Raw genomic sequence first — 13,353 nt, 5'->3', positions numbered from 1 at the left:
CTCACCTGACGGCGTCAGGGTAGACAGGTCGGTTCCCGTCGTACGACGGGTCGGCCGCAGCACCCGTGCGGCGCCGGGTCAGCCGCAGCACCAGACCGGGCAGGACGCTCACCGCGCCGCAGGCCAGCAGCTCGGTGACGCCGAGGACCTCGGTGCCGAGCAGCTCCCGCAGCGGCGGCAGCAGCACCCCGGCCACCTGGAGCAGCGCGGAGGCGGCGACCGCGACCGGCAGCGCCAGGTTGCCCCGCCGCTGTCCGGCCGGTCGTGGCGCGCGGACCGCCAGCGCCACCCCGAGCTGGGCCAGGCCGAGCACGATGAAGATCACCGACTGCCAGGGCCGGTCCCAGTGGGCGGCGGCCACGCCCGCGCCCAGGGTCACCGCCGCGATCAGCGCGCCGCCGACCAGGATCTGCCGGCCCAGCCCCGCACCGAGCACCGACTCGTGCGGCGAGCGCGGCACCCGGCGCAGGGTGCCGGGTTCGGCCGGTTCGGCGCCCAACGCCACCCCGGGTACCCCGTGGGTGAGCAGGTTGATCCAGAGGATCTGGGCCGGCAGCAGCGGCACGGGCAGACCGAACAGCGGCCCGAGCAGCATCACCGCGATCTCGGCCACCCCACCGGAGAGGGCGTAGCGCAGGAACCGGCGGATGTTGTCGTAGATCCGGCGGCCCTCACCGATCGCGGTGGCCACCGTGGACAGATCGTCGTCGACCAGCACCAGGTCGGCCGCCTGCCGGGCCACCTCGGTGCCGCCACCCATCGCCACCCCGATGTCGGCCCGGCGCAGCGCCGGCGCGTCGTTGACGCCGTCACCGGTCATCGCCACCACATGCCCCCGCGACTGCAACCCGGCGATGATGTCGAGCTTCTGCTCCGGCTGGGTACGCGCGAACACCCGCGTCGCCGGTGGCGCTTCGGCCGGATCGCCGTCGTCGCCGCGTACCACCGGGTCGCCCTCGGCCCACAGGCCCAACTGGCCGGCGATGGCCGCCGCGGTCGCCGGATGGTCCCCGGTCACCAGCACGAGCCGGACGCCCGCGTCGGCGAAGCCGTCGGCGATGTCCGGCGCTCCGGCGCGCAGCGGGTCGCCGACGGCGACCAGACCCACCGGGCGCAGCCCCTCGGGGTGGGCGGGGTCGGCCGGTGGGGTGTCCACCAGGGCGGCGGCCAGCGCCAGCACCCGCAGCCCGTCGCCGGCCATCCGGTGCGCGGCGGCGGTCAGGGCGGCCACCTCGTCGGCGTCGGCGTCGAGCAGCGGCGCGGTGAGCACGTTCTCCGGGGCACCCTTGCACACCACCAGGTAGCGGCGGTCGCAGGAGCGGTGCACCGTGGTCATCCGACGCAACTGCTGGTCGAAGGGGTGTTCCGCGACCCGGGGCCAGGCGTTGCGAGTGGTCTGCGGATCCAGGCCGCAGCGGGCCGCGAAGGTCACCAGGGCCGCCTCCAGCGGATCGCCGACAGCGCCCCAGCGGGGTCGCTCCTCGGTCGGCGGAGCGAGGGTCGCGTCGTTGCAGAGCAGCCCGGCCCGAGCCAGCCGACGCAACTCGTCCGGCACCGCCACCGGCGCGCCGTCGCGGTGCACGGTGCCGTGCGGGGCGTACCCGCTGCCGGTGACACCGAACCGTGCGCCGTCGCCGGTGACCGCCTGCTGCACGGCCATCCGCCCCTCGGTCAAGGTGCCGGTCTTGTCCGACGCGATCACGGTGACCGAGCCGAGCGTCTCCACCGCGTGCAGCCGGCGGGGGATCGCCCGGGCCGCCGCCATCCGGCGGGCACCCAGCGCCAGGGCCAGAGTCACCACCGCGGGCAGCGACTCCGGTACCGCGGCGACCACCAGGCTCACCGCGGTGACCGCCATGTCCACCAGGGGTCGACCGCTGAGCACGCCGACGGCGAAGACCAGCCCGGACAGCGCGACGGCGGCGAGGCCGAGGATCCGGCCGAGCGAGGCGAGCCGGCGTTGCAGCGGGGTGGCCGCCGGCCGGGTGGTGGCCGCCAGGGTGGCGATCCGGCCCAGGGCGCTCGCCGCGCCGGTGCGCACCACCGTGCCGGCGGCCCGACCGGTCGTCACCACCGTGCCGGCGCTGGCCTCCTCGTCCGCCGCTCGGGACACCGGCACCGACTCGCCGGTCAACGCCGACTCGTCCAGGTGCAGCCGGCTCGCCTCGTGCAGCAGCAGGTCGGCCGGAACCACGTCGCCGGCCTCGATCCGCACCAGGTCACCCCGGACGAGTTCGGTTGCGGGCAGTACCGCGTCCCGACCGTCGCGGACCACCCGGGCGGTCGGTGCGGCGAGCTGATCGAGTGCGGCGATGGCCCGGTCGGCGCGTACCTCCTGCACCACTCCGATCGCCGTGTTGACCGCGACCACGAGCAGGATCACCGCGGTGTCGGGGTAGTCCCGCAGCACCGTGGTGACCACGGCGGCGGCGAGCAGCAGGGCGACCAGGGGATCGGAGAGCTGATGCACGATCCGGGTCGCCAGGTGCCGGCGGGGCGGTGCCGCGGCGGCGTTCGGTCCGTCGACCCGTAGCCGCCGGGCGGCCTCGGTCGAGCTGAGCCCGGCGTCGGGTGCCGCCGCGACGATGCTCTCCCTGCGTACGTCCCCGTCCGCGACCTGGACCTGTCCGGCCACCGCCCGCTCCGCCCTGTGCGTCGGGCGTGCCCCGGCGGCACGCCCCTTCGACACCAGCGTCGCCGAGGTCGACGCCGCCCGGCAGGGGCGATCCGCCCGCGCGCCCCGGGACCAACGGCCCTGCCGCATGGTCCCCGTCGAGGTGGTCATGACCCGAGCAACATCGGTGATGCTGCTGCCCCGTCCGGTCCGGGGCAGCAACATCACCGAACGTGCTCGCCGGGGCGCGACGGGCGGCGTCGCGCTCAGCGTTCGGGGACCAGGCGGCGGGCCCGTAGCAGGCGGGCCCACCAGGGACGGGCAGCCCGGGGCGGTGGAATGCGTACCCCGCGGAAGCTGACCCAGCCGCCCGGTCCCATGTTCAGCCGGCCGACGGCGGGTGGTCGCCGCCGAACCAGCGCCGTGGCACCGGCGGTGACCAGTCCGACGGCCAACACCCCGGCGGCGGCGACCAGCAGCCGGTCCGGGTCGGGAAGCGGCCGGTACCGGACGTGTCCGCCGGTGACGACGAACACGCCGACCGGACGTCCCTCGCGGTTCACCGGCACCAGGGCGGCCGGCGGCGTGCCGGGCAACTCCAGCACGGGCCCGACCGACAGCGGCGCTGCCGGCTGCTGCGCCGTTTCCGGGGCCGGTCGGGGCGGGACCAGCGGTACCGGCCCGGTGGCATTGAAGATCGCAGTCATCTCGGGTACCTCCTATCGGGCGTCGGAGCCGGCGCAGTCGCGAGCCACCGCGGCCCGACCGGCGGCCAACCGGGCGATCGGCACCCGGTACGGCGAGCAGGAGACGTAGTCCAGTCCGGCCTCGGCGAAGAACTCCACCGACTCCGGGTCACCGCCGTGCTCGCCGCAGACACCGACGGTCAGGCCGGGTCGCGCGGCCCGGCCCTCGGCCACCGCCAGGCGGACCAGCCGGCCCACCCCGGCGACGTCGACGGTCTCGAACGGCGACGCCTCGACGATGCCCCGCTCCAGGTAGTCACCGAGGAACGAGCCCTCCCCGTCGTCGCGGGAGAACGCCCAGGTGGTCTGGGTCAGGTCGTTGGTGCCGAGGGAGAAGAACTCTGCCTCGCCCGCGATCGCCCCGGCGGTCAGTGCCGCACGCGGCGTCTCGACCATCGTGCCGACCGGGATCGGCGGTGCACCCGGCACGGTGGCCAGCACGTCGGCCACCTCGGCCCGCACCGCGGCCAGCTCATGCACGTCGACGACGAGCGGCACCATGATCTCCGGGCGCGGGTCGCCGCCCTCGGCCACCCGCCGCGCCGCCGCCTCGGCCACGGCTCGGACCTGCATCGCGAACAGGCCCGGCACCACCAGACCCAAGCGGACGCCGCGCAGGCCCAGCATCGGGTTGCTCTCCTGCATCCGGCGGACGGCGGCCAGCAGCACCGCGTCGTGGCCCGGGTCCTGCCCGAGCGCCTCCGCCCGGGCCACCCGCGCGGCCAGCTCGGGCAACGGAGGGAGGAACTCGTGCAGCGGCGGGTCGAGCAGCCGGATGGTCACCGGCAGGCCGTCCATCGCCGCGAGAATCGCGACGAAGTCCTCCCGCTGCAACGGCAGCAGCTCCGCCAGCGCGGCGTGCACCTCGTTCAGCCCGTCGGCCAGGATCAACCGCTCCACCAGGGCCCGGCGGGCACCGAGGAACATGTGCTCGGTACGGCACAGCCCGACGCCGCCGGCGCCGAGTGTCCGCGCCCGCGACGCGTCGGCGGGGGTGTCAGCGTTGGCGCGTACGCCGAGCCGCCGCACCGAGTCGGCGTGCCGCAGCAGCCGATCCACCGCCGAGACCAGCCGGTCGGACTCCGGCGCCAGCTCACCGGCGAGGTAGCGGGTCACCGGGGACGGACGCACCGGCACCTCGCCGAGGTAGATCCGGCCGGTGGTGCCGTCGATGGAGATGAGGTCTCCGGCCCGGACCGTCCGGTCGTCGACGCGGAACTCGCCGCGCTCCGGGTCGATCTCCAGTGCCTCCGCCCCGCAGACGCAGGTGCGTCCCATGCCCCGGGCGACCACCGCGGCGTGCGAGGTCTTGCCTCCCCGTGCGGTCAGGATTCCGGCGGCGGCGATCATGCCGGGCAGGTCGTCCGGGTTGGTCTCCCGGCGGACCAGGATCACCGGTCCGTCCGCCCCGGTGGCGGCGGCGTTGTCGAAGACCACCCGGCCGGCGGCGGCCCCGGGCGAGGCGCCGACGCCGGTGGCCAACGGCTCCGGCGTGGCTTCCGGGTCGAAGGTGGGGAACATCAGCTGAGCGAGTTGCGCACCGCTGACCCGGGTCAACGCCTCGTCCCAGCTGATCAGACCCTCGTCGGCCAACTGCGCGGCGATCACGAACGCGGCCGCCGGGGTTCGCTTGCCGACCCGGGTCTGCAACATCCACAGCCGGCCCCGTTCGATGGTGAACTCCACGTCGCACAGGTCCCGGTAGTGCCGCTCCAGCGTCGTCATGATCCCGGTCAGCCGGCGGTAGCTGGCCGGGTCGAGCCGAGACAGTTCGTCCAGCCCCACCGTGTTGCGGACCCCGGCCACCACGTCCTCGCCCTGGGCGTCGGACAGGTAGTCGCCGTATACGCCGGGGGCGCCGGTGGCCGGATCACGGGTGAACGCCACCCCGGTACCAGAGTCCGGGCCCAGGTTTCCGAAGACCATCGCCATCACGTTGACCGCGGTGCCCAGGTCGTCGGGAATGTGTTCGCGGCGTCGGTAGAGCACCGCCCGGGAGGCGTTCCACGACTCGAAGACCGCCCGGATCGCCAGGTAGAGCTGCTCGTGCGGGGCCTGCGGGAAGTCGTGACCGACCCGGTCGGCGAACACCTTCTTGTACGTCTCGACCAGCCCGTGCAGCTGCTCCGCCGTCGGGCCGTCCGACCCGGCGGTGGCCCGCAACGCGTCCAGTTCCCGCTCGAATTCCTCGGCCGGCACGCCGTGCACCGTCCGACCGAACATCTGGATCAACCGTCGGTACGAGTCCCAGGCGAACCGCTCGTCGCCGCTGATCCGGGCCAGCCCGGTCACGGTGGCGTCGTTGAGCCCGATGTCCAGGATCGTCTCCATCATCCCGGGCATCGAGTAGCGTCCCCCGGACCGGACGGCCAGCAGCAGCGGCTCAGCCGGGTCGCCGAGCCGCCGGCCCAGCCGCACCTCGATCTCCCGCAGGTGGGCGTTCACCTCGTCGAACAGTCCTTCGGGAACCGCCCGGTCGACGAGGTACGCCCGGCACGCATCGGTGCTGACGGTGAAACCCGGCGGCACCGGTAGTCCGAGCCGGGTCATCTCGGCGAGGTTGGCGCCCTTGCCGCCGAGCAGGTCGGCCATGCCTCGACCGCCCTCGATGAAGTCGTACACGTACCTGGTCATGACCCGGCCTCCACTTCGCCGTCGATGCCTCTGCCTCGTTGGTAGCAACGCCGCCGCCGGTGAGGGCAGGGCCGAAAGCCGATCCGAACAGGGTCGCTGGTCCTCAACCTGGCCGCGTATGGTCGGCCGGTGACCGATGACCTGCGGCTGCGCCCGGTGCGCGAGGACGACCTGGTGGAGTTCTTCGTGCACCAGCTCGACCCGGAGGCCAGCCGGATGGCCGCCTTCGGCGCCGAGGACCCGACGGACCGGCGGGCGTTCGCCGCGCACTGGGTCCGCATCCTCACCGGCCCGGAGAACCTGGCCCGCACGGTGACCGTCGACGGCACGGTGGTCGGTCACGTGCTGGCCTTCCCGGTCGCCGACGCGTTCGAGGTCAGCTACTGGATCGACCGGGCGCACTGGGGTCGTGGGTACGCCACCCGCGCCCTGGCCGCGCTGCTGCGGGAGGTCACGCGCCGGCCGCTGTTCGCGCGGACGGCCACCGACAACGCCGCGTCGCTGACGGTGCTGCGCCGCTGCGGGTTCGTGGTGCGCGGCACCGACCGGGCGTACGCCCCGGGCCGCGGCCACGAGATCGACGAGTACGTCCTGGAACTGCCGGCCTGACCCGGCATCGATCCGGTGTGAAGAGCCCCCTGACACCGGGGCTGACCAGGGCGGCGACTACCCTCGCGGGGTGAACTGGCTGGAACTGGTCGGCTGGGCCGGCTCCGCGTTGCTGGTCTGGTCGCTGCTGCAGACGCGCATCCTCCGGCTGCGCGCCCTCAACCTGGTCGGCTGTGCCGTCCTGATCGGCTACAACGCCACGATCCCGGTCTGGCCCATGGTCGGGCTGAACGTGGTGCTTGCCGTGATCAACATCTGGTACCTGCGGCGGCTGCTCACCACCCGCCACGACGAGCAGACCTACCAGGTGGTCGAGGTGGGTGCCGACGACGCGTTCCTGGCCCACACGCTGCGGGTGCACGCCGCCGATATCGCCCGGTTCAACCCGGGTTTCCGCCCGGACCGGCTGGCCGGCCGTTCGGCCTTCCTCGTCGTACGCGCCGACGAGGTCGTCGGCGTGGTACTGGTGCGCGACGTCGGCGACGGGGTGGCCCAGGTCGACCTGGACTACGTCACCCCGCCGTTTCGTGACTTCACCCCCGGCGAGTTCGTCTACCGGCGCAGCAGCCTGTTCACCGACCGCGGGTTCCGTCAGGTGGTCAGCCCGCCGGGCATGATCGCCCCGTACTACCACCGCCTCGGGTTCCGCCGCGCGGGAGAGTCGTACGTCCTGGACCTGCCGGCACCGGCGCTGCCGCAGGGCTGAGCGGGTCGACGGCTCGGACCGCCCTCGGCAGGGCGATGATTCCCGCCCTCGGCAGGGGATGATTCGCCGCCGGAGCGAGTGGGCATAGGCACCGCTACGCCGGCGGGGCCGCCACCGGCGGCGCCACGGGGCGCGGTCCAGCGAGGGAGAACCAGGCGTGCAGAGCTACTGGAGCCAGCTGGCCCTGGTCGCAGTCCTGATCGTGGTGAACGCGATCTTCGCCGGCAGTGAACTGGCGCTGGTGTCGCTGCGCGACAGCCAGGTCCAACGGCTGGAACGCACCGGGCGCACGGGCCGGGTACTCGCCCGGCTGGCCCGCGACCCCAACCGATTTCTGGCCACCATCCAGATCGGCATCACGCTGGCCGGGTTCCTCGCCTCGGCCGCCGCCGCGGTGTCGCTGGCCCAGCCGCTGGTCCCGCTGCTGGACGGCGTCTTCGGTCGGGCGGCCGGCCCGATGTCCGTGGTACTGGTCACGTTGGTCCTGACCTTCGTCACCCTGGTCTTCGGTGAGCTGGCTCCGAAACGGATCGCCATGCAGGTCCCGGAACGGTGGGCGCTGCTCGTCGCCCGCCCGCTCGATCTGCTCGCCGCCCTCACCCGGCCGGTCGTCTGGGTACTCGGGGCCACCAGCGACCTGGTGGTACGGCTGTTCGGCCTGGACCCGAAGCCAGAGCGGGACGAGATCAGCCCGGACGAGCTGCGGGACATCGTGGCCGGCCACCACGGCTTCACCAAGGAGCAGCAGACCATCATCGCCGGTGCCGTGGAGATCGCCGAGCGGAGGCTGCGGGCGGTGCTGGTGCCGAGGTTGCAGGTCTTCTGCCTGGACAGCGGCACCACGGCAGAGGCCGCCCGACTCGTGCTGGCCGCCTCCGGGCACTCCCGCGCGCCGGTGGTACGCCACGGCGGCCTGGACGATTCGGTGGGCGTCATCCACCTGCGCGACCTGGTCGGCGTCGGTGACGATCAGCCGGTCGACGAGTGCGCTCGCCCGCCGCTGCTGTTGCCGGACTCGGTACCGGTGGTGGACGCGTTGCGTCGGTTCAAGGCCGAACGCCAGCACATGGCCCTGGTCGTCGACGAACGCGGTGCCGTCGAGGGCATCGTCACCCTGGAGGACATCCTCGAGGAAATCGTCGGGGAGATCTACGACGAGACCGACCGGGATGTCGGTGCGGTACGCACCGACGCCGACGGGGCACTGCTGCTGCCGGGCACGTTTCCCGTCCACGACCTGCCCGACATCGGCGTCGAGCTGCCCGGGCGTCCGGACGGCGACTACACCACCGTGGCCGGGCTGCTCCTGGCCGGTCTCGGCCGGATCCCCGGCGCCGGGGAGCAGCTCAGCGTCGACGGCTGGCGGCTGGAGGTGACCCTCGCCGACGACCGGGCGGTCTCCGGTGTCCGGCTGCGTCGCACGGCAGCGGCATCCGCAGACCCGGACGCCCCCGAGACCGCCGTGTCGGCGACCGACGAGCCGGCAGCGCAGTCGGACGACGCCGCTGACACGCCGGACGACGCCCCGTCGGTGCTGGACGGCACCCGGCGCTGAGAGCTGTTCGGGCAGGCTCGTCCGTAGCGCGCCCAGCGTGGCCGGGCATGGCCTGCCCGGCCACGCTCCGAGTCAGCTCCGTGCTGCCTGACCCGGACCGGGCGGATCGGGCAGCGGCGGGTCCAGCCGTACCCGGTGCATCGGCACCTGCCAGGTGCTCCGACCGAGCAGCCGGGCCAGCGCCCGGATCGCCCAGGGGCCCGACGGATGCCGCTGCGGACCGATCAGCCGCCCACTCAACCGCCCGTACCAGTGCCGGGTGACGACCAGGTCGGTCAGCCGCAGCGGGCCGTCAGCGGGGCCGCGCAACACGAGGTCCACCACCCGACCCAGGCGGCGGCCCTGATGGTCGTACGCGGTCCGACCCAGCAGCTCACCCGCCCGCACGGTCGGCCCCCGGAATCCGATCGATCAGGTGTCGGCGCAACCACTCCTCCACCGGCGAGGTGGGCAGCTCGTCGGCCCGCACCCGCAGCCACACCGCACTGTCCACCCGTCCGACCAGCGCGTACGGGATGCGCAGCGGTGCCATCGGTCGATCCGTGACGAATCGCTCGGCGGTCAGCACCAGCATCCGGCCCAGCCGACCGCCGACCCGCTGCCCGAGTGCACCCGGCCCGCTTAGCAACGACCGCAGGTACGGCACCCCGTCCGCGTCGAGCGCGAACTCCACGTCGTCGACCTTGCCGACCAGCCGCCCGTCGCGGTCGACGAGTTGGCGATCGAGCAGCTCCTGGCTGATCTGGATCCTCACTGGCCCATCCTCGTACCGATCGCCAGCGGTACGGCGACGATCGAGGCGGCCAGGATGACCAGCAGCAGCACCGCGCCCAGCAGATTGAGTGCCCGGCCATTGACCCGGTCGCCCAGGTAGGTGCGGTCGTTGGCGACCACCAGGATCGGCAGGTAGGTCAGCGGCAACGCCACCGCACTGATGATCAGCATGTATTCGGTGAGCGTCACCGGGTCGACCGTGGTGAGCACCCCGAGCACCCCGAGCAGCACGCTTACCAGCAGCACCGTGTGGAATCGGGCCGCCTCGCGCGGGCTGACCCGTTTGCCCCACTGCCAGCCGAAGTACTGCGCGGCGGCGTACGCGGCGGACAGACCGGTCTCCAGCGCGGCGCCGAAGGTGACCGCGAAGAACGCCAGTGCCGCCACCGCCAGGCCGGCCGCGCCGAAGGCCAGCACCACCGGATGCGCGACCTGGTCGAGACTGTCCACCGACAGGCCGGCGGGGTGCAGCACCACCGTCGCCGTGGCGATCAGCGACAGGGCGAGAAAGCCGCCGATCGGAAAGCCGACAAGCACGCCGAAGCGGGCATCGGCCAGGTCGTTCGCGCTCCAGCGTTCCTCGACCCCGCCGGAGGAGAAGAAGAAGACCTCGTACGGGCTCACCGTCGAGGCGAACAGGGCCACCGCGACGAACCAGTACGCCCCCCACCCCTGACCGGAGGCGTCGGGTGCCAGCGCGCCGCGACCGAGCGCCGCCCAATCGGTCGGCAGCCAGAACAGGGCGACGGCGAAGACCACCAGCGCGAGCCCGGCCAGCCCGAAGACCCGTTCCATCACCGGGAACCGCATCCGCCACAGCACCAGCCAGACCGCGATCCCGGCGACGGGCACCCAGAGCAGGTAGGGCACGCCGGTGGCCAGCCGCAACGCCAGCGCCACCCCGCCCAGTTCGGCGGCGAGGGTGATCACCGTGACCAGGTACGACGCCACCAGGTTGATCAGCGCCATCCGCGCGCCGAGCCGCTCCCGGACCAGGTCGAACACCGCCCGGCCGGTCACCGCCGCGATCCGTCCGGCCATTTCCGCGTACGCGCAGATGGCGACGACCCCGAGCAGCAGCACCCAGGTGTGCGCCATGCCGAAGCGGGCACCGGCCTGGCCGGCGGCGACCAGGTCGCCGATGTCGACGAAGCCGCCGACCGCGGAGAGGATGCCGAGCGTGGCGGCGAGGAGCTTCCTCACGTCGGCGGTGCGGGCTCGGTCATCGACGCGACGATAACGCCACCAAAGCCGCTATCTACGCTAAACCGCCCTCAGCCCTGTTCGTGATGGGCGCGACGACGAGGGCGGTCCTGCCGAGCCCAGCTTCGACCTGACGGTGTGCTGTCGCTGGCCGTGCCTTGTCAGTCGGCGTCCGGGTAGAGGTTCTGGAGGCGGACCTGGCCACGGGCGACCAGTCGCCCGTCCGCATCCGTGATCTCCACCTGCCACAGCTGCTGGCTCCGACCCCGGTGCACCGGGGTGCCGACGGCGACCAGCTCACCTTCGCCCACGGCGCGCAGGAAGTCGGTCTGGTTGGACACCCCGACCACCCGCCCGCGCTCACCCAGCCAGACACCGGCGCCCAGGCTCGCCGCCGTCTCCACCACCGAGCAGTGGACCCCGCCGTGCAGGATGCCGTACGGCTGATGCAGCTCCGGGCGGACCCGCCAGCGAATCGTGACCCGGTCCCCGCTGATCTCGTCCAACTCCAGCCCGAGCAGGGCGAAGAAGCCACCCGACATCTTCGACACGTCCACGGTCACCTCCATGATCTTGGACTCGCCAGCCTAGTGCCGGTGCCCTCCGCAGGAACCCGGTAGGGCGGCACAGGGCTGATGGGGGAGAATCGGTGACCGTGACCGACAGCACCCTCCCGCCGGCCCGGCGGGACTCCCTGACCGATGACCTGCGCTGGCGGGGTCTGCTCCAGGACTCCACCGACCCGGACGAGCTGCGCGCGCTGCTCGACGGCCCGGGAGCCTCCTTCTACGTTGGCTTCGATCCGACCGCGCCGAGCCTGCACGTCGGCCACCTGATGCAGGTCACCACCGCCCGTCGCCTCCAACTCGCCGGGCACCGGCCGCTGCTGCTGGTCGGGGGCGCCACCGGGCAGATCGGCGATCCGAAGGAGAGCGCGGAACGGACCCTCAACCCGCCGGAGGTCGTGGCGAGCTGGGTGCAGCGGATCCGTGACCAGCTCGCACCCTTCGTGTCGTACACCGGGGACCACGCCGCCCGCCTGGTCAACAACCTGGAGTGGACCGGCGAAATGTCGGTGGTGGAGTTCCTGCGCGACGTGGGCAAGCACTTCCCGGTCAACCGGATGCTGGCTCGTGAGGTGGTCCGGGCCCGGCTGGAGAGCGGGATCAGCTTCACCGAGTTCAGCTACCAGCTGCTCCAGGCCAACGACTTCTTCGAGCTGCACCGGCGGCACGGCTGCCAGCTTCAGTTCGGTGGCTCGGACCAGTGGGGCAACATCACCGCCGGTGTCGACTACGTCCGGCGACGCGGGCTCGGGCCGGTCCAGGCGTTCACCACCCCGCTGGTCACCAAGTCGGACGGCTCGAAGTTCGGCAAAACCGAGGGCGGCGCGATCTGGCTCGATCCCGAGATGACCAGCCCGTACGCCTTCTACCAGTTCTGGATCAACGTCGATGATCGGGACGTGGGCCGCTACCTGCGCTACTTCAGCTTCCGCTCCAGGGAGGAACTGGAGGCGCTGGAGAAGGAGACCGCGGAGCGGCCGGCGTCCCGGGCCGCTCAGCGCGCTCTCGCCGAGGAACTGACCACCCTCGTGCACGGTGAGCGGGAGATGGCTCAGGTGGTCGCCGCCAGTCAGGCGCTGTTCGGCCGGGGATCGCTTGACGACCTGTCCGCGGTGACGCTGCGTGCCGCGCTCACCGAGGCCGGGCTGGTACGCCTCGACGAGCTCCTGGAGGTGGCCGCCCTGTTCAAGGAGTCCGGCCTGGTGCCGAGCATGAAGGAGGCCCGACGGGTGATCGCCGAGGGCGGCGCCTACGTCAACAATGTCCGCATCGGCGCGGCGGACGCCGTGGTCTCGCCGGCGGACCTGCTGCACGGCAGATACCTGGTGCTGCGTAGGGGAAAACGTTCCTTCGCCGGGGTGGAGGTCGAGGCCTGACCGCCGTCCGGCAGGTGTGACGCGGGACGCGCCCGGTGGATTTGACGATCAATCCGCCGGGCGCGTAGCTTTCTCTCTGCCAGCGCGGAACGGACGAAACAGGTCGAAAGCCTCAGGCCGGAGCGCAGGTAGACCTTTCGGTGCAGGTGGCAGACGTCCACCGCGTCCGAACCGGGTGGTGCCCCAGATTCGTCGGGAGGCGGATTTGGAGGGGCGAAACCGACCGGGTATGGTTGACGACCGGCAGGGCCCCAGGCGCGCTCGCGGGAGACCGCAGCGGCTGGCCTGCCACAACCACGACGGGAACGGCGAAAGCCGGCCTGATCGTGGTGCCCGGAGAATTGGGTTGAAGCGTGACAGAGCGGCGCAAGCCGGTTTGACAGGGCAGAAACCACCGGGTAACGTAGTAAAAGTGCCCGGCGCGGTTGTGGCGGGTGTGGTGCCCCGGATGGCGGCCCTTTGGTGGGTTGTTTGATGGTGTGTGGTTGTTCTTTGAGAACTCAACAGGGTGCTTGATAAGCCAGTGCCAAATTTGTTTGATTCCCGGGCTGGCCAGTTTTTCTGGTTGGT

The 13,353-nt window shown here is 72.5% G+C and carries 11 protein-coding genes; 4 read left to right on the top strand and 7 right to left on the bottom strand.

From position 1 onward, the window contains the following. Window position 1: 1 nt before the first annotated feature. From AB0J93_RS05975 to ppdK, 3 genes are all read right to left on the bottom strand, one after another. A complete protein-coding gene (locus AB0J93_RS05975; protein WP_363918608.1) occupies window positions 2-2,635 on the bottom strand; it encodes a cation-transporting P-type ATPase in 2,634 nt (877 codons plus the stop codon). Window positions 2,636-2,880: 245 nt separating this feature from the next. Beyond that, the gene (locus AB0J93_RS05970; protein ID WP_363918606.1) at window positions 2,881-3,321 is read right to left on the bottom strand and encodes a hypothetical protein; all 441 of its coding nucleotides are present in this window, start codon (window positions 3,319-3,321) and stop codon (window positions 2,881-2,883) included. A 12-nt stretch (window positions 3,322-3,333) separates the two neighbouring features. Continuing rightward, complete coding sequence (ppdK, locus tag AB0J93_RS05965; RefSeq protein WP_363918604.1) at window positions 3,334-5,994, bottom strand: pyruvate, phosphate dikinase; 2,661 nt, start codon at window positions 5,992-5,994, stop codon at window positions 3,334-3,336. Between the two features lie 129 nt (window positions 5,995-6,123). Here ppdK and AB0J93_RS05960 point away from each other — a divergent pair, with 129 nt between their 5' ends. From AB0J93_RS05960 to AB0J93_RS05950, 3 genes are all read left to right on the top strand, one after another. Next, on the top strand, window positions 6,124-6,603 hold the full coding sequence (locus AB0J93_RS05960; RefSeq protein ID WP_363918602.1) for a GNAT family N-acetyltransferase: 480 nt from the start codon (window positions 6,124-6,126) through the stop codon (window positions 6,601-6,603). 70 nt (window positions 6,604-6,673) lie between these two features. Further along, a complete protein-coding gene (locus AB0J93_RS05955) occupies window positions 6,674-7,309 on the top strand; it encodes a hypothetical protein (RefSeq protein WP_363918600.1) in 636 nt (211 codons plus the stop codon). Window positions 7,310-7,466: 157 nt separating this feature from the next. After that, window positions 7,467-8,864: a hemolysin family protein gene (locus AB0J93_RS05950; RefSeq protein WP_363918598.1), complete on the top strand. Its 1,398-nt coding sequence runs from the start codon at window positions 7,467-7,469 to the stop codon at window positions 8,862-8,864. A 72-nt stretch (window positions 8,865-8,936) separates the two neighbouring features. On the opposite strand, the gene AB0J93_RS05945 is transcribed toward AB0J93_RS05950, so the two are convergent. From AB0J93_RS05945 to AB0J93_RS05930, 4 genes are all read right to left on the bottom strand, one after another. Continuing rightward, window positions 8,937-9,251 (bottom strand): PRC-barrel domain-containing protein, encoded by a 315-nt coding sequence (locus AB0J93_RS05945; protein ID WP_363918596.1) that lies wholly within the window; start codon window positions 9,249-9,251, stop codon window positions 8,937-8,939. Beyond that, entirely contained in the window at window positions 9,238-9,618 is a 381-nt protein-coding gene (locus AB0J93_RS05940) for a hypothetical protein (RefSeq protein WP_363918594.1), read from the bottom strand. The genes AB0J93_RS05945 and AB0J93_RS05940 overlap by 14 nt, the downstream gene beginning before the upstream one ends. After that, window positions 9,615-10,841 (bottom strand): divalent metal cation transporter, encoded by a 1,227-nt coding sequence (locus tag AB0J93_RS05935; RefSeq protein ID WP_363918592.1) that lies wholly within the window; start codon window positions 10,839-10,841, stop codon window positions 9,615-9,617. Before AB0J93_RS05935 ends, AB0J93_RS05940 begins: the two co-directional genes overlap by 4 nt. A 161-nt stretch (window positions 10,842-11,002) precedes the next feature. After that, window positions 11,003-11,383, bottom strand: coding sequence for a PaaI family thioesterase (locus AB0J93_RS05930; protein ID WP_363919425.1), 381 nt, complete (start codon window positions 11,381-11,383; stop codon window positions 11,003-11,005). Between the two features lie 113 nt (window positions 11,384-11,496). Here AB0J93_RS05930 and tyrS point away from each other — a divergent pair, with 113 nt between their 5' ends. Continuing rightward, window positions 11,497-12,783: a tyrosine--tRNA ligase gene (gene tyrS, locus AB0J93_RS05925; protein ID WP_363919423.1), complete on the top strand. Its 1,287-nt coding sequence runs from the start codon at window positions 11,497-11,499 to the stop codon at window positions 12,781-12,783. Window positions 12,784-13,353 lie beyond the last annotated feature (570 nt).

Origin of the sequence: Micromonospora sp. NPDC049374, from assembly GCF_040677165.1 — a bacterium.
In the GTDB taxonomy this organism is placed as follows: Bacteria; Actinomycetota; Actinomycetes; order Mycobacteriales; family Micromonosporaceae; genus Micromonospora.
Note: the sequence above shows the minus strand (reverse complement) of the source record. Positions and strands in the feature narration are given on the sequence as shown.

Excerpts from the sequence above, each read along its gene's own strand:
- AB0J93_RS05930 (WP_363919425.1), bottom strand. The coding sequence starts at position 11,383 with ATGTCGGGTGGCTTCTTCGCCCTGCTCGGGCTGGAGTTGGACGAGATC.
- ppdK (WP_363918604.1), bottom strand. The coding sequence starts at position 5,994 with ATGACCAGGTACGTGTACGACTTCATCGAGGGCGGTCGAGGCATGGCC.
- AB0J93_RS05970 (WP_363918606.1), bottom strand. The coding sequence starts at position 3,321 with ATGACTGCGATCTTCAATGCCACCGGGCCGGTACCGCTGGTCCCGCCC.